The sequence below is a fragment of the Dysgonomonas sp. 511 genome (genome assembly GCF_010501105.1).
Lineage (GTDB): Bacteria > Bacteroidota > Bacteroidia > Bacteroidales > Dysgonomonadaceae > Dysgonomonas.
In genome coordinates, this window is record NZ_QVMQ01000003.1 from 39,767 (window position 1) to 64,986 (window position 25,220).

A 25,220-nucleotide genomic window follows, 5' to 3' on the forward strand; every position below is an offset into this window, starting at 1 on the left:
GATTTTAATCCATTACCTGTCCGTGGTTGGCGGCTATTTGCAGCATTTTATCATATTCTTCGGGGGTAAGATCCATGAAGTAATATTTGGCAGGATTGTCAGGCTCACCTTTCACCCTTACTTCGTAATGCAGGTGCGGGCCTGTCGATTTTCCGGTATTCCCTACTTCGGCAATCTGTTCGCCACGAGTAACTTTCTGCCCCGACATCACTTTGTATTCGCTCAGGTGGGCATAAAGGGTCGTATAGCCAAACCCGTGGTCGACGATGATACATTTTCCATATCCTTGCCGCCAGTCGGCATAGGTGACCACCCCATCGCCCGTAGCATATACGGGTGTACCTATATCAGCAGAAAAGTCCATCCCTGCATGGAAACGTGCCGTACCATATATAGGGTCTATACGCATACCGTATCCCGACGCCATTTTTTTGAGGAACTTGTTAGGTACGGGCTGTATGCTGGGAATGTGTTTCAGGCGGTCTTTCTGGTTTTTTGCCATTTCCAGTACTTCGTCGAAAGAATTGGACTGGATATATATTTGCTTGGCTATATAGTCTATCTTCTTGGTAGTCTGTATTATCAGATTGGCGTTCGATACTTCTTCCAAATGCTCGTACCGGGCAAGGCTGCCCACACCCGAACTGCGGATGGAAGCCGGCAAAGGATCGGAATGGAATATGGCACGGTAGAGGTTGTCGTCGCGTTGCTGCATATCTTTCAGCACGTTTATCATTTCGTCAGCCTTCTTCGATATCACTTCTATCTGTGCATCTTTCAGTTTGTCGTTCTTGTTGCGTTCCTGACTCCAGGGAGTCCCTACAAAGTATTGGAAGAGTATCAACGCAGCCACCCCGACCACGATTCCTGATATTAAATGACGGAAAACCGTGAAGATTTTATCTTTTGTGCTGGGATAAATTCTTTCGTATGTGAGTGTTTGAGGGTTGTACCGGTAATAAATCTTTCGCTTCATTTTAGAACATTTCGCTATTTTTATTGCGCGAGTTCGACAAAAGTAAAGTTTTTGAACTATTTTTGCAAATTGAAACACCATTGTGTAAATACAAAAATGTGAAAATTAGCAAATTGGTGATGCTAAAGAATAAATCTTAAACGTGTAACTTGTTTACTTGTAACTAGTAACTAAATTATGACTTCTAAAGAAATCCGTAACTCTTTCAAATCTTTCTTCGAATCGAAAGGACACCAGATTGTACCATCTGCTCCTATGGTTATCAAGGACGACCCCACACTTATGTTTACCAATGCCGGGATGAACCAGTTTAAAGATATTATTCTGGGTAATGCACCTATCAAATATCCGCGTGTGGCAGACTCTCAAAAATGCCTCCGCGTAAGCGGCAAGCACAACGACCTCGAAGAAGTAGGGCACGATACATATCACCATACCATGTTCGAGATGCTGGGCAATTGGTCGTTTGGCGACTATTTCAAGAAAGAAGCGATAGAGTGGGCATGGGAATATCTTACCGAAGTAATCAAGTTGGACAAAGACCGCCTGTATGTCACCGTATTCGAAGGTAGCCCCGAAGAAGGGCTCGACCGCGATGATGAAGCAGCCGGATACTGGGAAAAATACCTGCCTAAGGACAGGATTATAAATGGAAACAAAAAAGACAACTTCTGGGAAATGGGCGACACAGGCCCGTGCGGCCCATGCTCTGAAATACATATAGACCTGCGCCCGGATGACGAAAGGGCTAAAGTAAACGCATTGGCACTGGTAAATGAAAGCCATCCACAGGTTATCGAAATATGGAACCTTGTATTTATGCAATACAACCGCAAAGCCGACAAGTCGCTTGAGCCACTGCCCGCAAAAGTGATAGATACAGGTATGGGATTCGAGCGCCTTTGCATGGCCGTACAAGGCAAAACTTCTAACTACGACACCGATGTATTCCAGACTATAATAAGGTCGATAGGCGAGATTACAGGAAGCACATACGGGCAAGATGAAAAGAAAGATATAGCAATGCGTGTCATTGCCGACCATATACGCACTATCGCTTTTTCTATTACCGACGGGCAACTGCCATCGAATGCAAAGGCCGGATATGTGATCCGTCGTATCCTTCGCCGTGCCGTGCGCTACGGTTACACTTTCCTTGGCCAGCATAAGTCGTTTATGTATAGGCTTATACCAGCATTGATAGAAACAATGGGCGATGCTTATCCCGAACTTGTACAGCAACAAACCCTGATAGAGAAAGTAATGAAGGAAGAAGAAGAATCTTTCCTTCGCACATTGGATACAGGTATCAAGTTGTTGGATAAGCAAATAGCCGACACAAAGGCTAAAAACAGCGTAGTCCTCAATGGGGCAGATGCCTTTACGCTGTACGATACTTATGGTTTTCCGCTCGACCTGACGGAATTGATCCTTCGCGAAAACGGAATGTCGGTAGATAAAAACGGATTCGATGCCGAAATGCAAAAGCAAAAAGACCGTGCCCGCAATGCTGCCAGCGTGGAAACCGAAGATTGGGTAACGCTAAAAGAAGGTGCCACCGAGTTTGTCGGCTACGATTTTACAGAATACGAAACCGAGATATTGCGTTACCGTAAGGTAAAACAGAAGAATAAAGAATACTACCAGATAGTATTGACTTATACACCTTTCTATGCCGAAATGGGTGGGCAGGTAGGAGACAGCGGTTGGTTGATAGATGGAGATAATGAAGTTGAAATCACAGACACTAAACGCGAAAACAACCTGGCAGTGCATATCTCCTCCAAGTTGCCTCAGGATGTAACTGCTACATTCGTAGCCCGCATCAACAGCAAAAATCGCATTGCTACAGAGTGCAACCACACTGCCACTCACTTACTACACGAAGGCTTGCGTAAAATACTGGGTAACCATGTAGAGCAAAAAGGTTCGTACGTATCGCCTACATTGCTTCGTTTCGACTTTTCGCATTTCCAAAAACTGACGGATAAGGAAATCCGTAAGGTAGAACGCTATGTAACAGGCAAGATCCGTGAAAATATCACACAGGTAGAGATGCGTCATATACCTATTGCCGAGGCAAAGGAGATGGGTGCTATGGCTCTTTTTGGCGAAAAATACGGGGACGATGTACGTGTCGTAAAATTCGGCGATTCGGTCGAACTTTGCGGGGGAACGCATATTTCTTCCACAGGACGTATCGGTTCGTTCCGTATTATCAACGAGAGTTCTATCGCGGCAGGTATCCGCCGTATAGAAGCGATATCGGCACAAGCGTGCGAAGACTATTTTTATACTCAGCAAGATGTGCTTTCCGAAATAAAATCCTTATTCAATAATACACCTAATCTTACTCAGGCTTTGCATAAGTTTTTTGAGGAAAATGCAGAGATGAAGAAAAAGATGGAGGAATATGTGAAAGAAAAGACAATCCAGCTGAAAGAGGTAATAATAAAGAAAAAGCAGGTGATCAACGGAATAGATGTATTCGTCCTGCAAGGCCCTATTCCTGCCGATATCGTAAAAGACATCGCTTTCCAGATAAAGGGCGAATTTCCTCAAAATGCAGCTTTCGTTGGTGCTACTGCTGCCGAAGGCAAGCCGCTACTGACGCTTATGCTGAGCGACGATCTGGTGAAAGATCACAGCTTAAACGCTTCGCAGATAGTTCGCGATGCTGCCCGCAATATACAAGGAGGAGGAGGAGGACAACCTCATTTTGCCACTGCCGGAGGAAAGAATACAGACGGACTTACCACTGCACAGCAAGAGATTTTAGAGAAAATAAAGTAATAGTATCAAACTCACGTTCTTTCAGGTTGTTTTCTTTGTCATATACCTGTACGTCCGGTTTGATACAAAAAGGGGCTAGCCGACTTTTAGCACAGCCCCCTTTTCTTGTAGCCCAAGGCATGGTCTTTATGTTAACAATGGCGAAGTGCGCCAGCAGCTTGTATAATCTATAAAGATCCGGATAGGAAGATAGATAAACTTCAGAAAATCATCTTATACCCTACCCCTCGGATGTTGATTATCTGTACACGGTTGTCGAGGCTCAACTTTTTACGGAGTTTTACCATAAATACATGCAGGCTCCGTGTATTGAAGAAACTGTCGTCGCCCCACAGTTCCAGCAGTATGGCCTTATTTTCCACAATATTATTCTGATTGGAACACAGGCATTCGAGTATAGCCGATTCGCGATGTGATAAGATTTCCACTTTTTGGCTATGGCTAAGTTTCTGCATAAGAGGGTCGAATGTATATGCTCCTATTTCGTATATCTTATTTTTTGGTTTCTCAGTATTTACACGGTTGAGCAAGGCCTTGATACGGACAATAAGCTCTTCCATACCAAACGGTTTTTTCAGATAGTCGTTCCCTCCTATTTCGAAGCCTTGAACCACATCATCTGTTTTCGATTTTGCACTAAGGAAAAGAATTGGCGTAACCTTGTCGCTCTGGCGTATAAGCTGGGTCATACTGAATCCGTCGAGTTTGGGCATCATTATGTCAGCCACTACGATGTCGGGGTTGGTTTTATGGAACAGCTCCAACCCCTCATTGCCATTCGCAGCACATTCTACTTCAAAATCCCTCTTTTCCAATGTGTCTTTTATAATCATCGACAAAGCAGGCTCATCTTCTACCAACAAAACTTTTATTTTCATACAACTTCTATTATAAAGTGTGATCCCCTACCCTCTTTGCTATCCACCTGTATTTTCCATCCGTGTTTCTCCACTATTGTCTTCACATACGACAAGCCCAAGCCATAGCCTTTCACATTGTGGATATTCCCCGTAGAAACCCGGTAAAACTTATCGAAAATCCTATCCTGTACTCCGTTAGGGATACCGATACCATTGTCGGATACAGACACTATTTTCTTCCCGCCTTCCTTATATGCCGACAGCTTAATAAACACACTATCGCCGGAATATTTTACAGCATTTTCTATCAGGTTGCTCATTATGTTCATAAAATGGATTTTGTCTCCTCTTATTTCCAAATCGGGCGGGGTTATTTCTATCTCTATTTCTATCGGTTTAGGAGCATTTAGGAGGAATTTGTTCCTTTGGTCTTCAAATATTTCTGCCAGATGGATGTCGACAGGGTTCAATTTGAGGTTCTTACGCTCTTCTACCGACATATTGAGTATCTGCTCTACGAGGCTGTTCAAGTACATAAGCTGGTCTTTGGATATAGATAGGTATTTATCTCTCTTTTCAGAATCGTCACCTATTCCGAAATTCTGTAAGCCATCTATCGCTGCGTAGGTTACTGAGATAGGTGTTTTGAGTTCATGCGTCATATTATTGATAAAATCCCCCTTTATTTCATCTATTGTCTTCTGCCGCAATATTATCCTCAGCAAATAAACATACGATATGATAAGCAGCGCGACCATAAGCACCGAAATGGCTACAAGCCCAAGCATACTTTTGAATATATGCCAACGGGGCTGTTTCAGGTATAAATGATAAGCTTGCTTTTTATCTTCGGAGAAAGGAAAGACAAATTCTTCGTATTTCACTCTTTCATTTTGCGAAATATCTTCCGGCAACCGCATCAGTACTGAATCGGTTTCTATATTGACACACTCCAGGTAATAAGGGATATTTATTTCCAGAGAACTTAATTCAGCATGCAGTAAACTGTCGAACCGGAGGAAATCAATAGCTTTTAATGTATCGACAGTACGATGAAACCCTTGCTGTACCGATACATTCATACTCTTTGCATCGTCCCATATTTTAACACCGTCTTCGCGCGTACTTTCTATCCTGACCACTACATCGGGCATAATGACACCAGGATAGTGAAGAACCTTATTCTGATTTTGTATAGGTATGCTATCGTCCTTCTGCAATTCGTGTATTGTGGTAATACGCATTGCTATTTCTTTGAAATCGGCATTACCCAGCGCTGTCATTATTGCCGCCTCCATCTTATCATATTGTTCGTTGTGGAAGCTGACAAGCCAATATGCCTGATACCCGCATACCAGTACAAGCATAAGTAAGATGAAAAATGCAATGGATTTTATACGGAATTTCATAAGGTGAAAGCAATTAGAGTCTGTTTAAATTTTATAGCAAATCTTTTTTATAGCTGTTTTTAGATGGATTTTATGTATTTTACTTGCTGGTTTAGCGGGCTAAACCGAGAGCAAAATGTGGAAAATACGCTAAAAAGAGCATAAAAAAGTTGCTAAGAACTATACTAAAGAACCTATAAGAAATATTTTCGCTAAAATTTAAACTGGCTCTTAGTACATGTACAAAAATACAAAACAGAGGCTTTACTTGAAATAGCGATAACACTATATAACAAAACTCACCATTTCGATAGTTATTATTTATCAGCTATTATCATTATTTTTTTGTAAATACAAGCTTTGTGTCGTACCTTTGTAGTCCCTTATTAACAATACCGGAAATAACAGAGAGATTTAGTTTTGCAGGCTGGAATAAATATCAATTCTGCCCGATTCTGACAAAGGTTTGGACACTGGTATTGCTTCTCCCTTCCATCAAATAAGGCTTCTCGGTTATCTACGGAAAAATTTATTTTTTATTACTAAATAACTATGGAAGCTTATAGAGATTTTAAAGGTACGAAGTGGAAAGACAAAATTGAAGTAAACGATTTTATTCTTAAAAATTACACGGAATATACCGGCGACGAATCTTTTCTTGAAGGTGCAACAGAAGCAACAACCAAACTATGGGACAAGCTAAGCGAAATGTTCAAAACAGAAAAGGAAAAAGGCGTTTATGATGCAGAAACAAAAATTCCTTCGCAGATAGATGCGTATGGAGCCGGCTATATCGACAAAGACCTGGAAAAAATAGTAGGTGTGCAAACCGACAAACCTCTCAAAAGAGCCATCTTCCCTAACGGTGGGCTTCGCATGGTACAACAAAGCCTCAAGGAATACGGATACGAACTGGATCCTATTACTACCGAAATATTTACAAAATACCGCAAAACGCATAACGAAGGGGTATTTTCTGCATACACCGACAGTATCCGTCGCGCACGCAGCAACGGTTTGTTGACCGGCCTGCCCGATGCTTACGGACGCGGACGCATTATCGGCGACTACCGCCGTATTGCACTTTATGGTGTAGACCGCCTGATGGCTGAGCGCGAAAAGCGTTACAAAGAGTGTGATCCTATTGTGATGACAGACGAATTGATCCGCTTGCGCGAAGAACTGAATACGCAAATATCTGCACTGAAAGCGCTAAAACGTATGGCTGCTTCTTATGGCTTCGACATCTCGAACCCTGCAAAGAATGCACAAGAAGCAATCCAATGGACATACTTCGGTTATCTGGGTGCTATCAAAGACCAGAACGGTGCGGCAATGAGCCTGGGACGTGTAACTACTTTCCTCGACATATATATTGAACGCGACCTCAGAGAAGGCGTGATTACAGAGCGAGAAGCACAGGAAATGATAGACCATTTCGTAATGAAGCTTCGCATCGTCCGTTTCCTCCGTACCAACGAATACAACGAACTGTTCTCGGGAGATCCTGTATGGGTAACCGAATCGCTGGGTGGTATGACCAACCAAGGACGTTCGATGGTAACTAAGAATAGCTACCGTATGCTGCACACACTGTACAACCTGGGGCCTGCACCTGAGCCAAACCTTACTGTTCTTTGGAGCGAACGTTTGCCGGAGGCCTGGAAGAAATATTGCGCGAAGGTATCTATCGACACATCGTCGCTACAATATGAGAATGACGACCTGATGCGTCCGCAACTGGGTGACGACTATGGTATTGCCTGCTGTGTATCTCCTATGCGTATCGGTCACCAGATGCAGTTTTTCGGAGCACGTGCCAACCTGCCTAAAGCATTGCTTTATACTATCAATGGAGGTAAGGACGAGAAAACAAAAGCACAGGTATTGCCTAAGCACTGGGTAGAAAAAGTATCAGGCGATTACCTTGACTTTGATGAAGTATGGGAAAAATTTGACCGTACGCTCGACTGGGTTGCCGAAACGTATGTAAAAGCATTGAATATCATCCACTATATGCACGATAAATATTCGTACGAAGCACTCGAAATGGCTTTGCACGATGTAGATATTGTCCGTACACAAGCATTCGGTGTATCAGGGCTTTCTATTATTGCCGACTCGTTTGCCGCTATTAAATATGGTAAGGTACGCATAATAAGGGATGCTGACGGCGATGCAGTCGATTATGTAAACGAAGGCAGCTATGTACCGTTCGGAAACAATGACGACAATACCGACCAGTTTGCAATAGACATCGTAGAAACGTTTATGAACAAAATCCGTAAGCGTAAGATGTATAAAGATGCAATCCCTACCCAATCGGTATTGACTATTACTTCGAATGTAGTATATGGTAAGAAAACAGGTAATACGCCTGATGGACGCCGCGACGGAACACCTTTTGCTCCGGGTGCAAACCCTATGCACGGACGCGACACCAAAGGCGCTGTAGCATCGCTTTCGTCTGTGGCCAAACTACCTTTCGAACATGCCAACGACGGTATTTCTTATACATTTGCCATTACCCCTAACACATTGGGTAAGAACAAGGACGAAGAGGCTCAAAACCTTTCGGGATTACTCGATGGATACTTCCTGCAAACAGGGCATCACCTGAATGTAAATGTATTCGACCGCGAACTGCTGGTAGATGCAATGGAGCATCCTGAGAATTATCCTCAGCTTACAATCCGTGTTTCGGGCTATGCTGTCAACTTTGTAAAACTGACTCGTGAGCAGCAGTTGGATGTGATAAACAGAACGATAACAACTACTATTTAATATAGTTACTAAGTTACAAGTTACGAGTTACAAGTCATTTAGTGATATTGTAGCTCGTAATTGTTTTATAAAACAAAATCTTGTAACTTGTAACCTCGTAACTTGTAACTGATATGAACGGCTATATACACTCATTCGAATCCTTCGGGACAAAAGACGGCCCAGGCATCCGTTTTGTATTCTTCCTGCAAGGCTGCCCGCTGCGTTGCCTTTACTGTCATAATCCTGATACATGGAATATGAAGGACAATACCTATGAGATGGCTCCACAAGAGGCGTTTGCCGAAGTGGTCAAGGTAAAGAATTTCGTAAAAGGGGGTGTGACCGTTTCGGGTGGAGAGCCTTTGCTGCAACCCGATTTTATCCTCGAACTTTTCCGTTTGTGCAAGCAGGAAGGTATGCACACAGCTATAGATACATCGGGATATATATTCAACGATAAGGTAAAAACTGTTTTAGATCAAACAGACTTGGTACTTCTCGATGTAAAACATATCAATCCTAAGAAATACGAGGAACTCACTACACGTCCTTTAGAGCCTACATTACGATTTATAGAATACCTTGCCGAAATAAACAAACCCGTTTGGGTGCGTTATGTACTTGTACCCGGCTATAGCAACGATGAGCAAGACCTTAACGATTGGGCAAGATATATTTCCGGCTTCAGTAATGTAGAACGTGTAGACATACTGCCATTCCACCAAATGGGTATCCACAAGTGGGAAAAGATGGAAAAGGATTATAAACTAAAAGAAGTACAGCCTCCTACAAATGAAGAGATAAAGCAGGCGGAGGAGATTTTTAAGAATCACGGATTACCTGTGTGACAAGCCCCCTCAATCCCCCAAGGGGAACTTACAATCGCATATAGGTAAAATAATATTTCTCCACCTTCTTCGATAACAATTGAATATTCAGCATATCCGATGCCTCGGAAATATCTTTTATTGTACCATCATTGTACAATATATCTATGCTGTCGTCTACCTCACTATACATATTCGTATAAACGATGTCGGAAGAGCAGAAGTAAGAAGCCTCTTCCTCGGTGATAGAAAACTCGTGCATATAATTCTTTATATACCCATCCATTTTTTCGGCTGGCAACGGCGCATTCGATATCTCTATCTTAAACAGTTTCCTGTTTATCAGGCACGAACTAAGTTTGGACAAAACGACATCCTCATGGTCTATCCATACTTTCAGCGCACACCAGATATCATTATCATCCAGATTTACAAAGTGCTGCAAAACTTCTTGCTTATTTTCTTCGAAAAACACTGCATCAACATTTTTCTCTAAAAAGTACAGCAAAGATGGCGATGCAAACAACTTCTCTCCTTTTTGCACAAGGTATTTAGCACGGCGAAAAGTGCTTATCATCATTTTTTCGGCAGCCACAGCCGTCTTGTGCAGATACACCTGCCAGTACATAAGCCTGCGAGCCATCAGGAAGTTTTCGATAGAGTATATCCCTTTTGCCTCCACCACCAGACGGTCGTTTTTCAGGTCGAGCATCTTGATTATACGTGCCGAACCTATATTGCCTTCCGTCACACCTGTAAAGAAGCTGTCGCGGCGGAGGTAATCGAGTCGGTCTACATCGAGTTGCCCACTGACGAGTTGGTGCAAGAATCTTTTCGGGTATTCGTCTTTGAATATTGATATGCTAATATCCAACGCTCCCTTCATCTCCTCGTTGAGCATTTGCATTATAGCCAGCGATAGTCTTTCGTGACGTACACCATGCATCAATGTATATTCCAATACATGCGAAAACGGGCCATGCCCTACATCGTGCAACAGTATGCAAGCCATTGCCCCATTTGCTTCCTCGGGTGTTATTTCATGCCCCCTTGCACGCAAGTTGTTTATGGCTTCGCTCATAAGGTACATAGCGCCAATAGAATGGTGTAGCCGTGTATGTTGCGCACCGGGATATACAAAAGAAGCCAGCCCCAGTTGTTTTATCTGTTGCAGGCGTTGAACTACGGGGTGCTGAATAAGGTTGTATAAGAAGGTATTGGGAATAGTTATAAAACCAAATACCGGATCGTTTATTATTTTTTTTCTTTCTGCCATAATATATAAAAGAGCCTACAAAGTTAAAATTTTATCAAGACATACAAACAGTCAGATACTATACTAAAAATTTTATCTGTTTCGATAAATGAAATGAATCAATATAATACGTCCGGAAAATGGCACGAAATACGCAAAGAGATTGATTATCTTTGTTATATAAGGAAAGCTAAGTAAGAATATGAAAGGAAAATTAAAAAGGTTAGTTATCAAGATCAGGTATTATCTGGGATTGGATAAAACAGACGGAGATACTGTTATCAGGAATTATCTGGAAAAAGTTAATTGAAATTTTCCATTTGTGATAAATTAGTTATTAAATTTGTCGCAAAAAACATGGAAATAATAGAAGTCTTTCTCTTGCCAAGTGCTTGGATTGCCCTACTGACACTGGCCTTTCTTGAAATAGTATTAGGAATAGACAACATTGTATTTTTGTCTATCATGTCATCGAAACTTCCGGCTAAGGAGCAACCCAAAGCCCGGACGACAGGCCTATTGTTGGCTATGGTTTTCAGGATATTATTATTATTCTGCATATCGTGGCTTATGAAACTTACGCAGCCCATATTTTCGTTCGACACAGCATGGTTCGACGGATCGGTTTCGGGGCAGAGCATAATCATCGGCGTCGGGGGCTTATTCCTATTGTATAAAAGTGTAACCGAAATACACCACAAACTGGAAGGCGAAAACGATACCGTTAAAGCCAAATCGGGAACAAGCTTCGTTGGCGTTATAGTACAGATAGTAGCACTCGATATTGTATTCTCGTTCGACAGTGTACTTACTGCCGTCGGCCTGGTCAGTTTCAGCGAATTTGGATATGCCGGAGCTATGGCTATTATGGTAACGGCCGTTGTAATTGCTGTATTGGTAATGCTTCTGTTTTCGGGGCCTGTAAGCAAATTTGTCAACGAACACCCTACTATACAAATGCTTGGCTTATCGTTTCTTATACTGATAGGAGTAATGCTTATAGTAGAATCGGCTCATTTGTCGCACATATCTGTTTTTGGCTCCACTGTAGGAGAAATACCGAAAGGCTATATCTACTTTGCCATCGCATTCTCCCTGCTGGTAGAATTTCTGAATATGAAACTACAGAAGAAATCAACACCTGTAAAGCTTAAAGACTCGGAATTGATAGAAGAGGAAAAAGAATAATAACATTTCGCTGTTTCCTCTCTCAATTTATAGTGGGGAGGAAACAGCCAATACGAATTTAATCAATACCTGAACTCATATTCATATTTGCTTTCGTTGCCACAACCATCGGTTGCTATAAAGACAAACTTATGCTTTTGCCCTTTGGTCAATCGTGCGGCATCGAACTTGTAGCGATAGAAAGGAGATTTTACATCTTTCTCGAACAATACGAACTTTCCATCTATTGTTCCTTTATACGATGCTACCCCACTCTTATCATCCGAAATCCTGATCTTTATTTCACGGGCTTTGACCCACGATGCCGGACTGACAGGGGTGATAACAGGAGCCTTGGTATCTGTTGTTATAGCATATGAATGCCCCAACTCGCGGATACGGGCAGTCACTTTTCCATTTTCATATTTGCCGCCTACCCAGCTATACCCACCTTTGGCATTGAGGCGGACAACACCATATTGCGATTTGTTGGCTATCGAATCTTTTTTGAGGGCAATAGACATATCACAATAATTGTGTAAAGGCACAAAGGAGTCATTAACACTATATACGCTGGATAAATACCCTTTCTGTTCCGTTTTTTTCAACATGAAGCAAAGGTCATCGTATAAGAAATCTTTAGGTATGTTTATAGAAAAGCCGTCTGCCGCATAGTTATTGTCATTGTTCCAAACCATACGCGCAGTACATCTTCTTTTTTGCGGGATGGTCTGCTCCCTTCCTTTTACAAAGAAAGGATACTGCGTTTTGTTTCCATACAAATCTTCCAGTTCGTAGCGAAGGCTGTATATGCGGTTTTCATTTATATACAAATATCCATTATTAGCAGCTGTATATATAGGTAATTTGTTTCCTGGTTCGACAAACGATTTTTCGACAAACTTTTTCGTCCTGTACCAATAGTCGAAGTCTGTCATGCTATTTATCATCCTCGTCCGGTTGAAGTCTACAGACGACACATCCGACGAAAATATCATTACACTGTCGCAATAGAGCCTTACTTTCCTTACTCCATAAATATTAGCCGTTCCCGTCATCCGGTCGTATGCCGACACACCGAAACCGATTTTGCCCCATACCTCTACCGTATCTTTCCATTGGGCATAATTCCCGTTTTTGAGTACAGGTATATTTTTTCTGTAAATATCACGGCTAAATTCCACAGCACCCTCTTCGTTCAACGGAAAAATAGCGATAGCGCGTATTTCCGGTGCACGGTTGTCTTTTATATCCATTTTGTAATATTCTATCGGATCCAGGGCTACATCGTCAGCCGTCTTTCTTATCTCGAAATGCACATGCGGGCCTCCCGACGAACCTGTATTGCCGCTATATGCTACCAGTTGTCCTTTTTTTACTGGTATTTCCGTTGGTTTAAGCCTCAGGTCTACCCTGAAACTTTCTTGCTCGTATTGCTTATCTTTCACATACTTCGCTATTTCGGGAGCATATTTTTCCAAGTGTCCGTATACGCTTGTATGCCCTGTTGCAGGATAGTCGATATATAGAGCCAGCCCATAACCCGACGGCGAAACCGATATACGCGATACATACCCATCTTCTATACTGTACACAGGCTTGTTGATAACACCTTCCGTTTTCAGATCGACACCCGTATGGAAATGGTTCGGGCGCAACTCGCCGAAGTTGGCGCTTAGTATTAGCGGTATATCGAGAGGCGAGCGGTATTTATGTTCTTGTGCCGAAATTGTAACAGCATATAGTATGGCAAGTAGAGTGATTATTCTTTTCATTTATATCTTTAAAAAAACAGGTGCAAAAGTAATCTATAAAAAGCTGATGAACAAAATATATATCTAAAAACCTCTTTTACTTATCATTCAACTTGCTATGTTTCAGCCCGTACGAAAAGTAAATTATGAAACCTAAAACAGTCCACCCTATCAGCCGTACCCATGTGCTCCAAGGCAATGCTGCCATCTGTGCAATACAAATCAATGCGCCCAGTATAGGTATTACCGGAACGAAAGGAGTTTTGAACGGACGCTTCAGATCCGGCTGGGTCTTACGCAGCACAATGATAGATATGCACACTATCGAAAATGCCATCAGAGTTCCTATAGACACCAGTTCGCTCAACACATGCAACGGGAACAAACCTGCTATAAGGGCAGTAATGACACTGGCAAATATAGTCGCATTGTGAGGCACTCCGTGTTTATCATGTACTTTCGAAAATACTTTTGGCAGTAATCCATCTTTCGAGATGGCATAATAAATACGCGATTGGCCTAGCATCATAACTAAAATAACAGAACTAAGCCCCGCAATAGCACCAAGCTTGATAAACGGGCTTAACCAAGCCAAGCCTTCGCCCGCGCGGTCGATAGCCAAGGCTATAGGTGCTGCCACATTCAGTTCTTTGTAGTTGACAATACCCGTAAGCACCGTTGTAACCCCTATATACAGCAGGGCACATATAAGTAATGATATAAGTATTCCTTTTGGCATGTCTTTCTGCGGATTGCGCGCTTCGCCTGCTGCTGTAGACAGTGCATCGAAGCCCAGATAGGCATAAAACACGACTGCCGCGCCGCGCAGGATACCGCTCCAGCCATACGACCCAAATTCCCCTGTATTCTCTGGGATATAGGGTGTCCAGTTGCTTGTGTCTATATAAGACAGCCCGAAACCGATAAACAGCAGTATAACACTGACTTTGATAACCACTATAATATTATTCACCCAAGCCGATTGCTTGATGCCCCCGATAAGAAAAGCCGAGACAAAACCGACAATAAATACAGCAGGAAAATTGATAATACGCCCCGTCCAGACCCAGCTACCATCTTTTAGGTGATCGAACGTTGCACCCGCTATCTGCCAGGGAATGTGAATCCCCCACCCTTCGAGCAGGCTAAGCATGTAGCCCGACCAGCCTACTGCGACACTCGAACAGGCAAACAGGTATTCGAGTATTAATATCCATCCGATAAACCAGGCCAGCATCTCGCCCATTGTGGTATAACTGTAGGAATAGACACTGCCCGAAACCGGAATCATAGCAGCAAATTCGGCATAACAAAGCCCCGCCATTACACAGCCTACAGCCGATATTACAAAGGAAATAGTCAATGCCGGGCCTGCATAAGCCGCAGCAGCCTGTCCGGTAATGACAAAAATACCGGTTCCTACTATCGCCCCAATGCCCAACGCAATCAGATTGGTGGCTGAGAGGCTTCGCTTAAGCCCATTGTGTGAATTTCCCGGTTCGTTTAGTATAGTCGAAATATCTTTTTTCTTGAACAACCTGTTTATATTCATATTAAAAACGATTTGTGTAAAAATAACGATTTAGGCGTAATTATTTTGTATTGATTCAATCTTTTAGATAAAAAACTTTGATTTGAAATAAATTAATAAAAACTAAGAGCCTGTTTAAATTTTATAGCAGAACTTTTTTATAGCTATTTTTAGATGAATTTTACGTGTTTTGCTCGCTGGTTTAGCGGGCTAAACCGAGAGTAAAATGTGAAAAATACGCTAAAAAGAGCATAAAAAAGTTGCTAAGAACCATATAATAGAACCTATAAGAAATATTTTCGCTAAAATTTAAACAGGCTATAAGCATTTTGTATTAAACAAAAATAGAAGCATTTGTGTTTTCTATTTATATACAAAACAAATGGAATATGACAGTGATTAAGTTGAAACGCGTATATGACACCCTACAACGAAAACGATGGCTTCAGAGTACTAGTAGACCGCTTGTGGCCCAGAGGTGTAAAGAAAGAAGATCTCAAGTTCGATCTCTGGGAAAAAGATATAACACCTTCTCCCGACCTGAGAAAATGGTTTCACCTCGACCCGGAGAAACGATGGGACTCCTTTGCCGCAATGTATAATATAGAACTAAACAAATCGGAAGCTGTAAAAGAATTTCTTGATATGATAAAATCGAAAAAAGAAGTGACCCTTCTATATGCATCCAAAGAAGCTGAGCATAATCATGCAAAGTTGTTAAAAGCTTTTCTTGACAAGATGCAAAAAGAATCATATCATAAAGTATAATCGTTTTTATTACCTTTGTCTGATATATCCATAATACTTAGAGCCTGTTTAAATTTTAGCGAAAATATTTCTTATAGGTTCTTTAGTATAGTTCTTAGCAACTTTTTTATAGCTCTTTTTAGCGTATTTTACACATTTTACTCTCGGTTTAGCCCGCTAAACCAGCAAGTAAAATACATAAAATCCATCTAAAAACAGCTATAAAAAAGATTTGCTACAGAGCAAACGCATGAAAAAATGATATTCCAGTTTTGACTACTGTAGGGGCGAATTATCATTCGCCCGGAATAGGGGAAATCTGCGGGCGAATGATAATTCGCCCCTACAAAGCTCAGAATTGAGTTTGGATAAATTTCATGCGTTTGCCCTGAGATTTGCTATAAAATTTAAACAGACTCTTAGATTTATGAAAATATCAATAATAGGTGCAGGAAACATGGGGGGGGCTATAGCCTCCGGGCTAGCTGCCAGTGGCTCCGTACTACCCGAAAACATCACTGTAATAGACCACAGGGGCAAAAATATGGAACGGCTGAAAGCTGTATCCGATAAGTTGAATATTGTCGTTGCCGACTATTCATCACTGCAGGAAGCCGATATAGTTATCGTTGCCGTAAAGCCCTGGATGGTAGAAGAACTATTGCATACTCATAAAAATCTCCTAAGCAACCCCAAACAGCTTATAGTTTCTGTAGCTGCTGTTGTTACCCTTGCGCAGTTGCAACAATGGACATCTGCATCACACGCCGTATTCAGGGTTGTACCCAATACAGCAATAGCCGTAAGGCAAAGTATGACATATATTACATCGCTAAACGCCAATAAAGAGCAACAAAACCAAGTAGCATTCATCTTTTCGCTATTAGGCAAAACCGAGATTGTAGACGAAAAAATGATCCCAGCTCTAACCTCGCTCACATCGTGCGGAATAGCCTTTGCTTTCCGTTATATCAGGGCTGCAATGGAAGGCGGAATAGAGATGGGCGTATATCCCGAACAGGCAAAAGCAGGCATCTTACAGACACTTCGCGGAGCAATAGAACTACTCGAAGCCAGCGGCAACCATCCCGAACAGGAAATAGACAAAGTGACCACTCCGGGAGGAATAACAATAAAAGGGATCAACGAAATGGAACACGCCGGGTTCACCTCTGCCGTAATAAAAGGACTTAAGGCCAGCAATATAAAATAATTCCACAACGGTAATCTTTCCTACAGGTATATTTGTTTAATATATGTATTAGATACATAATAGATAATTGAACGAGTATATCTGTTTGCTTTATAGATTATTATAACATTCTTCACAAGAAAATGGCAAATTCGCTATAATCAATTCAGTTATATATATTATCTTTACATATTCCTACTATCCGTACTTTTCGCCGATAAAAAGGGATACTTTCGGGATGACTTTATTGAAAGGGCATTTAGTTTTGCCTAAAAAAACAGTAAGCCACTCCGCCGAGACAGAAGAAAGAAAAACTATATATAATGATTTACAAATGGAATTACGAAGACCTGACCACCCCGCAAAAAGAACACAGAGATAAGCTCGCGAAGGAATTAGGCATCAGTCCTGTCCTTTGCCAACTATTGATACAGAGAGGAATACTGCTCGAAGAGGATGCACAGAAATTCTTTCATCCCAACCTGAGCGATTTACACGATCCTTTCTTATTGCCCGATATGGATAAAGCCATAGACAGGATAGAAAAGGCATTAGGACAAAAAGAGCGTATTTTGATATATGGCGATTATGATGTGGACGGAACAACTGCCGTAGCACTTGTCTACAAATTTTTGCGGAAGTTTACAACAAACCTCGATTACTATATCCCCGACCGTTACGACGAAGGTTATGGTATCTCCGAGCAGGGAATAGACTACGCCGAACAGACAGGTGTAAAACTCATCATAGCCCTCGATTGCGGAATAAAGGCCATCGAAAAAGTAGCATATGCTAAAAGCAAAGGAATAGATTTTATTATTGGCGACCACCATATGCCCGATGATACTCTGCCCGATGCTATAGCGGTAATAGATGCCAAACGTACCGATTCTACCTATCCCTACGAACACCTTTCCGGTTGCGGAGTAGGCTTCAAACTGGCGCAGGCATTGGCGCAAAACAACAAAATAGCATTCTCGGAACTGACCGACCTGCTCGACCTTGTCGCCGTAAGCGTTGCATCCGACATTGTGCCCATTACAGGTGAAAACCGTGTGCTGACCTACTACGGATTGAAACAGATAAACTCCAATCCCAGCTTGGGGCTCAAAGGCATTATCGAAATATGTGGGCTTACATACAAGAATATCACTATCAACGACATCATATTTAAAATAGGCCCGCGCATAAATGCTTCGGGACGGATGATGAAAGGGAAAGAAGCTGTCGACCTGCTTCTTGCCAGTTCGATAGAAGATGCCCGCAAAAAGAGCACCAATGTAGACCATTACAACGACTTTCGCCGCGAACTGGATAAACGTATTACCGACGAGGCTATACACTTCATAGACGAAACATTGGATATGAAGAAAAAGAAAAGCATTGTAGTCTACAACGAAACATGGCATAAGGGTGTTATAGGCATAGTGGCCTCGCGCCTTACCGAGAAATATCTACGGCCGGCGGTAGTGCTCACCAAATCGAACGATCTTATTACAGGTTCGGCACGTTCTGTTATGGGCTTCGATGTCTACAAAGCTATAGAGGCATGTAAAGATATCCTCGAAAACTTTGGAGGCCATACGTATGCAGCAGGCTTATCGCTGAAGGAAGAAAACCTTGCGGAATTTAAACGCCGTTTCGATGCCATGTCGATGGATATGATTGCTCCGGAAATGATGCGTCCGCAAATCACGATAGATGCCGGACTGACATTCAAAGATGTAACTCCTAAATTTATCGACGACCTGAAAAGTTTTGCTCCATTCGGGCCCGAAAACCTCAATCCTATTTTCGTATCGTGCAATGTGATGGATTATGGTACAAGCAAACTTGTGGGCAAGAATAATGTACACATTAAGCTGGAAATGATAGACCGCAGCAGTGCGCACCCTGTCAATGGCATAGCTTTCCGTCAGAACGACAGTTACGAACGCGTGAAAAGCGGAGAGCCGTTCGATATATGCTACACACTGGAAGAGAATGTGCACAATGGCAAAACGAACATCCAACTCTATGTAAAAGATATAGATACCGGACAAATGTCATAAACCAATAGATTCTTCAAAAATGAAACAGGTAGAATCTGACAAAGACACGAGAGGAAAAGCCTTGGATGGTGTTGATATGAAAATAGAAGTACAGCCGATAAAGAATTAATTAGTTAATATGCCAATGTGCCAATTGTTTAATCAAATCTTATTGGCATATTGGCACATTAATTAATCAGCATATTAAACGATGGATACCTTTCACAAAATATTGAAGCAATATTGGGGCTACGATGAGTTCCGCCCTTTGCAGGAAGATATTATCCATTCGGTAAGCAACAAAAAAGATACACTGGGGCTGATGCCCACAGGAGGCGGCAAATCATTGACCTTCCAGGTGCCAGCAATGGCTATGGAGGGTCTTTGCATTGTAGTTACCCCCCTTATAGCCCTGATGAAAGATCAGGTGGACAATCTACGCGAAAGGGGGATAAAAGCCCTTGCCGTATATTCGGGTATGACGCGGCAGGAAATTATCACCACGTTGGAAAACGCTATTTTCGGCGACTTCAAATTCCTGTATGTATCGCCCGAACGGCTTGCCACCCAACTATTCCTGAGCAAGTTGAAAGATATGAATGTCTGCCTGCTTGTGGTAGACGAAGCGCATTGTATCTCGCAATGGGGTTACGATTTCCGCCCCTTATACCTTAAGATATCCGAAATACGGCAGCATATCCCCGAAGTACCCGTACTGGCACTCACAGCCACAGCTACGCCCGAGGTAATAGACGATATACAAGCCAAACTTCATTTTGCAAAAAAAAATGTTTTCCAAAAAAGTTTCGAGCGGAGAAACCTCACATATACTGTCAGAAATACGGAAGACAAACCGGGCGAGCTAGTCAAGATATTAGAAAAAGTAAAAGGCTCGACAATAATCTATGTACGGAGCCGGCAAAAGACTAAAGAAATTTCGGACTACCTGATACAAAACGGTTTCTCGTCCGACTTCTACCATGCAGGGCTTAGCAATGCTGAGAAAACCAGGAAACAAAACGCATGGAAGACCGGAGAGACCCGTATTATAGTGTCCACCAATGCGTTTGGAATGGGTATAGACAAACCTGATGTACGCCTTGTGGTACATATGGATTTGCCAAATTCCATTGAAGAATATTTTCAGGAAGCCGGACGTGGCGGACGTGACGGAAACAGATCCTTTGCAGTCATATTATACCACAAGAATGATACGGCAAAACTGGAAAAACGTGTCCGTGACGAATTTCCCGACAAAGAATTTATTCACCATGTGTACGATTCATTGGCATACTTCTTTCAGGTGGCAGAAGGCTATGGAGTGGGTATGATTCACGATTTCAGTATCAGGCAGTTTTGTGCCGTTTACAAGCTTCCCCTTCTGCCAACCCACAACGCATTGAAAATACTCGATCTGGCAGGGTATATAGAATATACCGATGAGGTAGACAATCGTTCGCGGCTGATGTTTACCATATATCGCGACGAACTTTACCATTACAACTTTGAGAAGGAGGTAGAAATGGTTATCAATACCACTTTGCGCCTCTATACAGGCTTGTTTGCCAATTATGCCACAATAGACGAAGAAGAAATAGCACGGCGTACCGACAGTACACGGAGAGATGTATATGAGATACTAAAGCAACTTTCGAAAAAGAACATTATAGATTATATTCCCCATAAGAAAACGCCCCTGATAGCCTATACCCGTCCGCGCATGGAAAGCAGGCACTTGATGATTCCGCGTATAGTAAACGAAGAACGGAAAAACCGTTTCGAAAAACGTATCGAAGCAATGAATCACTACGCCGGACAAACAGATATTTGCCGCAGCCGCCTTCTTTTAACATATTTCGGCGAAAAGGAAACAAAAAACTGCGGATTTTGCGATACCTGTAAAAGCAAAAATGCAGATAAGCTGTCAGATGCGGCATTCAACGAAATAGTACTAGAATTGAAAAAATTGCTGGAAGACAAGGCTATTCCTATAAAAACTATAATTTCAAGCTTATCCCAATATCAGGAAAAACATATTATTGCAGTTATCCGTTTTATGATAGACAAGCGGGAATTGAAAATGGACGGGGAACGCATTTCCCTTACAAGCCATGAAAATAAGTAATAGTCCCTGCCTTATATTTTTTCTCTAAAATAAGATAGTTTAAATAGTTTTTTGTTAAAGGAATACACATTTATATTATCTTTGCATCATTATCATTCATATCTAAATATGGACATTTTTTTATCGGTATTAGTTACTTTTCTTTTCGTATTTTTTAATGGTTTCTTTGTTGCCGCCGAGTTTGCAATAGTAAAAGTGAGGTCTTCGCAACTGGAATTGAAAGCCCAGGCAGGCAGTAAAACTGCAATATTATCTAAACACATAGTAAGCCATCTGGATGCCTATCTGGCAGCTACACAGTTTGGCATCACTCTATCCAGCCTTGCATTGGGATGGATAGGAGAACCTGTGGTTTCCAAAATAATAAAGCAACTTATAGAAATCTTCAATATTACACTACCCGATAGTACATTGTCGTGGATATCTCTGGGAACAGCTTTTGCCATTATTACCATACTTCACATCGTATTAGGAGAGCTTGCTCCAAAATCGTTGGCAATCCAGCGTTCGGAGCAAACAACACTTGCCATAGCATATCCTCTTCATGCTTTCTATTGGATTTGCCGCCCGTTTATATGGGTGCTGAACGGTATAGCCAACCTTGTGATTAAGGCAGTAGGGCTGCACGTTGTCTCCGAACAGGAGGTATATAGCAGCGATGAATTACGCTACCTTGTCGATCAGGCAAAAGAAAGCGGAAAAGTAGACGATACAGAGTTCGACATCATACAAAATGCCTTTGATTTTTCGGAACGCACCGCCCGTCAGGTGATGGTTCCGCGCACACAAGTAGTTTCTATAGATGCAAACGACTATAATGAAAAGACGCTGGAGTTCGTTATCGAAGAAGGCTATTCGCGCATACCTTGTTACGAAGACAGTATTGACAATATCATCGGAGTAGTACACTTGAAGGACATCTTAAAGAAAATGCGCATCAATGGCTCTGTAGATATCCGTTCTATCGTACGCCCAGTATCATTTACTCCGGAGACTAAACGCATTGGCCAACTCCTCAAAGAATTTCAGGTAAAACACCAACAAATAGCAATCGTTCTTAACGAATATGGAGGCGTAGAAGGTATCATCACGATGGAAGATATCCTCGAAGAACTTGTTGGCGAAATACAAGATGAGTACGACAACGAAATCCCATTTGTAGAGCAGACTGGCGAATACACCTATTCGGTAATAGCCACAGCAGCCATATCGGATATAAACGACGAGCTTCCCCACCCTATCGACAAAGACAAGCAATACGACAGCCTTGCCGGATACCTGATAGACAAATTCGGAAGGATACCAAATACACACGACAAGTTGGTAGACGATGATTATGAGTTTACCGTACTCAAGAAAAATAAAACATCCATTGTCGTTGTTCAGATGAAAGACCTTATAAAGAAAGAAGAAAACGAAGAATCCGAACAACCGAAGACAGCACAGATTTGAGGATTAAATAATGGATTTTAAACTACAATATACCGACAGCCAATCTAAGGCCAGAGCCGGACTTATCACTACCGATCACGGACAAATAGAAACCCCCATCTTTATGCCGGTTGGCACACAGGGTGCAGTGAAGGCTGTGCATATGACGGAACTGAAAGAAGACATCAAAGCCCAGATTATTCTGGGTAATACATATCATTTGTACCTGCGTCCAGGACTGGAAATATTAAGGCAGGCCGGAGGACTTCATAAATTTAACAGTTGGGACAAACCTATACTGACTGATAGCGGTGGTTTTCAAGTCTTTTCGTTAGCCGAAAACCGTAAACTGACAGAAGAAGGTGCTGTGTTCCGTTCCCATATCGACGGGTCGAAGCACATATTTACACCTGAGTCTGTGATGGATATCCAACGCATAATAGGAGCAGACATTATAATGGCATTCGACGAATGCACCCCAGGCGATGCCGATTATGCATATGCAAAAAAATCGCTCGGGCTGACAGAACGCTGGCTCGACCGCTGTATTACCCGCTTCGATGAAACGGAATGCGAATATGGCTATAAGCAAGCCTTATTCCCTATTGTTCAGGGGTGTGTATATCCCGACCTCCGCCGTCAGGCAGCCGAAAATGTAGCTTCGAAAGGTGCTGACGGTAATGCGATTGGTGGACTGGCAGTTGGCGAACCGACTGAAAAAATGTACGAAATGATAGAGGTAGTAAACGAAATACTGCCCGAGGATAAGCCTCGCTACCTGATGGGCGTAGGCACTCCTGCCAACCTGTTGGAAGCAATAGAACGTGGCGTGGATATGTTCGACTGCATAATGCCTACCCGCAACGGGCGCAATGGACAGATATTTACCCGCAATGGCATAATGAATATGCGGAACAGGAAATGGGCTGATGATTTTTCTCCGATAGAAGAAAACGGAGCCTCATTTGTTGATACTTTGTACACAAAAGCATATCTTCGTCACTTGTTTATTACAGATGAAATATTAGCTTTGCAGATAGCTTCCATACACAATCTGGCATTTTACCTGTGGCTGGTTGGCGAAGCACGGAAACATATTATTGCAGGAGATTTCTCTGTTTGGAAAAAATCTATTATCGATGATGTGTCCAGACGGATATAACGACAGGCTATAGAATAAAGCATTTTATTGAAACATGAAATTATTATCAATACTCGATAAGTATATTATTAAAAAGTTTTTGGGAACATATATATTCTCAATAGCCCTTATTATATCCATAGCCGTAGTATTCGATATAAATGAAAAGCTTGACAAATTTCTCGATAAGAAAGCTCCGCTGACTGCAATCGTTTTCGATTATTATTTCAATTTCATACCATATTATACAAACCTGTTCAGCGCGTTGTTTGTTTTCATCGCTGTTATATTCTTCACATCGAAACTTGCTGACAATTCCGAAATTATAGCTATGCTATCCAATGGAATGAGTTTCAAGCGGTTGATGAAGCCATATATGATATCGGCAGGAGTAATTGCCATTTTTTCTTTTACTTTAAGCAGTTTTATCATTCCACCGGCAAATGTAACCCGCATTGATTTCCAGAATAAATATGTAAAGGATAAAAGTGTGGAATACGCCACCAATATACAACTGCAAGTGGATAGTGGGGTGATACTCTACATCGACAACTTCGACAATAAGACGCGCAAAGGAACAAACCTTGCCTTAGATAAATTTGAAGATAAAGAATTAAAATCGAGGCTGATAGCCAAACGTGTGGAATACGATACTGCCTACAACTGGAAGTTGAGCAACTATTCTATCCGCGATTTTGAAGGTATGAGGGAAATTATTACCACAGGAACACAAATGGATACAACGATAAATGTGGTTCCGAATGATTTCCTTGTGTCAGAAAACGATTTCGAACAAATGACAACTCCCCAGCTATATCATTATATAAACCGACAGAAAGCCAGGGGGATAGCCAGTGTAGGAGAAGTAAGTATAACTCAGTTTGAAATAGAATTTCATAAACGTTTTGCATCCATATTTTCCGCATTTATACTTACCATAATAGGCGCATCCCTATCGGCGCGGAAAGTGAAAGGTGGAATGGGACTGAATATCGGTATCGGACTGGCTCTCAGTGTGTCTTATATTATGTTCCAGACTGTGAGCTCCTCGTTTGCTGTATCGGGAGTAATGACACCTATGATGGCTGTATGGATACCCAATATTGTGTTTATATTCATTGCGGCATATCTATATACAAAAGCTCCGAATTAGGATTAGTCTACTCAATCCTGTAAGGACAAGGCTGTTAAGCAAAACAATTGAAAGAGCTATTCTGTAAATAATAAAAAGGGTTAT

The 25,220-nt window shown here is 41.9% G+C and carries 16 protein-coding genes and 1 pseudogene; 11 read left to right on the forward strand and 6 right to left on the reverse strand.

The window, feature by feature from the left end; translation table 11 throughout:
• Nucleotides 1-4: 4 nt before the first annotated feature.
• Nucleotides 5-976: a M23 family metallopeptidase gene (locus tag D0T57_RS01995; protein ID WP_163270361.1), complete on the reverse strand. Its 972-nt coding sequence runs from the start codon at nucleotides 974-976 to the stop codon at nucleotides 5-7.
• A gap of 174 nt (nucleotides 977-1,150) precedes the next feature.
• Between D0T57_RS01995 and alaS the strand changes: the two genes are divergently transcribed.
• On the forward strand, nucleotides 1,151-3,769 hold the full coding sequence (gene alaS / locus D0T57_RS02000; protein WP_163270628.1) for an alanine--tRNA ligase: 2,619 nt from the start codon (nucleotides 1,151-1,153) through the stop codon (nucleotides 3,767-3,769).
• Nucleotides 3,770-3,969: 200 nt separating this feature from the next.
• On the opposite strand, the gene D0T57_RS02005 is transcribed toward alaS, so the two are convergent.
• Complete coding sequence (locus D0T57_RS02005; RefSeq protein ID WP_163270363.1) at nucleotides 3,970-4,647, reverse strand: response regulator transcription factor; 678 nt, start codon at nucleotides 4,645-4,647, stop codon at nucleotides 3,970-3,972.
• A complete protein-coding gene (locus tag D0T57_RS02010) occupies nucleotides 4,644-6,038 on the reverse strand; it encodes a sensor histidine kinase KdpD (RefSeq protein ID WP_163270365.1) in 1,395 nt (464 codons plus the stop codon). Before D0T57_RS02010 ends, D0T57_RS02005 begins: the two co-directional genes overlap by 4 nt.
• A gap of 531 nt (nucleotides 6,039-6,569) precedes the next feature.
• Here D0T57_RS02010 and pflB point away from each other — a divergent pair.
• Entirely contained in the window at nucleotides 6,570-8,801 is a 2,232-nt protein-coding gene (gene pflB / locus D0T57_RS02015; RefSeq protein WP_163270366.1) for a formate C-acetyltransferase, read from the forward strand.
• Nucleotides 8,802-8,914: 113 nt separating this feature from the next.
• Nucleotides 8,915-9,631, forward strand: coding sequence for a pyruvate formate-lyase-activating protein (gene pflA / locus D0T57_RS02020; protein ID WP_163270368.1), 717 nt, complete (start codon nucleotides 8,915-8,917; stop codon nucleotides 9,629-9,631).
• Between the two features lie 28 nt (nucleotides 9,632-9,659).
• On the opposite strand, the gene D0T57_RS02025 is transcribed toward pflA, so the two are convergent.
• Nucleotides 9,660-10,886, reverse strand: coding sequence for an HD domain-containing protein (locus D0T57_RS02025; protein ID WP_163270370.1), 1,227 nt, complete (start codon nucleotides 10,884-10,886; stop codon nucleotides 9,660-9,662).
• A 336-nt stretch (nucleotides 10,887-11,222) separates the two neighbouring features.
• Here D0T57_RS02025 and D0T57_RS02030 point away from each other — a divergent pair, with 336 nt between their 5' ends.
• Complete coding sequence (locus tag D0T57_RS02030) at nucleotides 11,223-12,053, forward strand: TerC family protein (protein WP_163270372.1); 831 nt, start codon at nucleotides 11,223-11,225, stop codon at nucleotides 12,051-12,053.
• 62 nt (nucleotides 12,054-12,115) lie between these two features.
• On the opposite strand, the gene D0T57_RS02035 is transcribed toward D0T57_RS02030, so the two are convergent.
• Both D0T57_RS02035 and D0T57_RS02040 read right to left on the reverse strand, forming a co-directional pair.
• Nucleotides 12,116-13,807 carry a M23 family metallopeptidase gene (locus tag D0T57_RS02035; protein ID WP_163270374.1) on the reverse strand — a complete coding sequence of 564 codons (1,692 nt, stop codon included), beginning with the start codon at nucleotides 13,805-13,807 and terminating at the stop codon, nucleotides 12,116-12,118.
• A 76-nt stretch (nucleotides 13,808-13,883) separates the two neighbouring features.
• Nucleotides 13,884-15,338: an amino acid permease gene (locus D0T57_RS02040; RefSeq protein ID WP_163270376.1), complete on the reverse strand. Its 1,455-nt coding sequence runs from the start codon at nucleotides 15,336-15,338 to the stop codon at nucleotides 13,884-13,886.
• A gap of 368 nt (nucleotides 15,339-15,706) precedes the next feature.
• Here D0T57_RS02040 and D0T57_RS02045 point away from each other — a divergent pair.
• The 7 genes and pseudogenes from D0T57_RS02045 to D0T57_RS02075 all read left to right on the forward strand — a co-directional run bounded on the left by D0T57_RS02045 (nucleotide 15,707) and on the right by D0T57_RS02075 (nucleotide 25,136).
• Nucleotides 15,707-16,085: pseudogene (locus D0T57_RS02045) on the forward strand (DUF488 domain-containing protein).
• A 406-nt stretch (nucleotides 16,086-16,491) separates the two neighbouring features.
• Nucleotides 16,492-17,277: a pyrroline-5-carboxylate reductase gene (gene proC, locus D0T57_RS02050; protein ID WP_163270378.1), complete on the forward strand. Its 786-nt coding sequence runs from the start codon at nucleotides 16,492-16,494 to the stop codon at nucleotides 17,275-17,277.
• A 302-nt stretch (nucleotides 17,278-17,579) separates the two neighbouring features.
• Nucleotides 17,580-19,307, forward strand: a complete 1,728-nt coding sequence (gene recJ / locus D0T57_RS02055) for a single-stranded-DNA-specific exonuclease RecJ (RefSeq protein ID WP_163270380.1) — start codon at nucleotides 17,580-17,582, stop codon at nucleotides 19,305-19,307.
• Between the two features lie 190 nt (nucleotides 19,308-19,497).
• Entirely contained in the window at nucleotides 19,498-21,411 is a 1,914-nt protein-coding gene (locus tag D0T57_RS02060; protein WP_163270382.1) for an ATP-dependent DNA helicase RecQ, read from the forward strand.
• A 108-nt stretch (nucleotides 21,412-21,519) separates the two neighbouring features.
• Nucleotides 21,520-22,863 (forward strand): hemolysin family protein, encoded by a 1,344-nt coding sequence (locus D0T57_RS02065; protein WP_163270384.1) that lies wholly within the window; start codon nucleotides 21,520-21,522, stop codon nucleotides 22,861-22,863.
• A gap of 10 nt (nucleotides 22,864-22,873) precedes the next feature.
• Nucleotides 22,874-24,004, forward strand: coding sequence for a tRNA guanosine(34) transglycosylase Tgt (gene tgt / locus D0T57_RS02070; protein WP_163270386.1), 1,131 nt, complete (start codon nucleotides 22,874-22,876; stop codon nucleotides 24,002-24,004).
• 34 nt (nucleotides 24,005-24,038) lie between these two features.
• Nucleotides 24,039-25,136 (forward strand): LptF/LptG family permease, encoded by a 1,098-nt coding sequence (locus tag D0T57_RS02075; protein ID WP_163270388.1) that lies wholly within the window; start codon nucleotides 24,039-24,041, stop codon nucleotides 25,134-25,136.
• Nucleotides 25,137-25,220 lie beyond the last annotated feature (84 nt).

What these genes read in the sequence shown, in the direction of transcription:
- pflA (WP_163270368.1), top strand. Translation starts at nt 8,915, where the DNA reads ATGAACGGCTATATACACTCATTCGAATCCTTCGGGACAAAAGACGGC.
- recJ (WP_163270380.1), top strand. Translation starts at nt 17,580, where the DNA reads ATGATTTACAAATGGAATTACGAAGACCTGACCACCCCGCAAAAAGAA.
- D0T57_RS02030 (WP_163270372.1), top strand. Translation starts at nt 11,223, where the DNA reads ATGGAAATAATAGAAGTCTTTCTCTTGCCAAGTGCTTGGATTGCCCTA.
- D0T57_RS02065 (WP_163270384.1), top strand. Translation starts at nt 21,520, where the DNA reads ATGGACATTTTTTTATCGGTATTAGTTACTTTTCTTTTCGTATTTTTT.
- pflB (WP_163270366.1), top strand. Translation starts at nt 6,570, where the DNA reads ATGGAAGCTTATAGAGATTTTAAAGGTACGAAGTGGAAAGACAAAATT.
- D0T57_RS02005 (WP_163270363.1), bottom strand. Translation starts at nt 4,647, where the DNA reads ATGAAAATAAAAGTTTTGTTGGTAGAAGATGAGCCTGCTTTGTCGATG.
- D0T57_RS01995 (WP_163270361.1), bottom strand. Translation starts at nt 976, where the DNA reads ATGAAGCGAAAGATTTATTACCGGTACAACCCTCAAACACTCACATAC.
- D0T57_RS02010 (WP_163270365.1), bottom strand. Translation starts at nt 6,038, where the DNA reads ATGAAATTCCGTATAAAATCCATTGCATTTTTCATCTTACTTATGCTT.
- D0T57_RS02025 (WP_163270370.1), bottom strand. Translation starts at nt 10,886, where the DNA reads ATGGCAGAAAGAAAAAAAATAATAAACGATCCGGTATTTGGTTTTATA.
- proC (WP_163270378.1), top strand. Translation starts at nt 16,492, where the DNA reads ATGAAAATATCAATAATAGGTGCAGGAAACATGGGGGGGGCTATAGCC.
- D0T57_RS02035 (WP_163270374.1), bottom strand. Translation starts at nt 13,807, where the DNA reads ATGAAAAGAATAATCACTCTACTTGCCATACTATATGCTGTTACAATT.
- D0T57_RS02060 (WP_163270382.1), top strand. Translation starts at nt 19,498, where the DNA reads ATGGATACCTTTCACAAAATATTGAAGCAATATTGGGGCTACGATGAG.
- D0T57_RS02075 (WP_163270388.1), top strand. Translation starts at nt 24,039, where the DNA reads ATGAAATTATTATCAATACTCGATAAGTATATTATTAAAAAGTTTTTG.
- tgt (WP_163270386.1), top strand. Translation starts at nt 22,874, where the DNA reads ATGGATTTTAAACTACAATATACCGACAGCCAATCTAAGGCCAGAGCC.
- D0T57_RS02040 (WP_163270376.1), bottom strand. Translation starts at nt 15,338, where the DNA reads ATGAATATAAACAGGTTGTTCAAGAAAAAAGATATTTCGACTATACTA.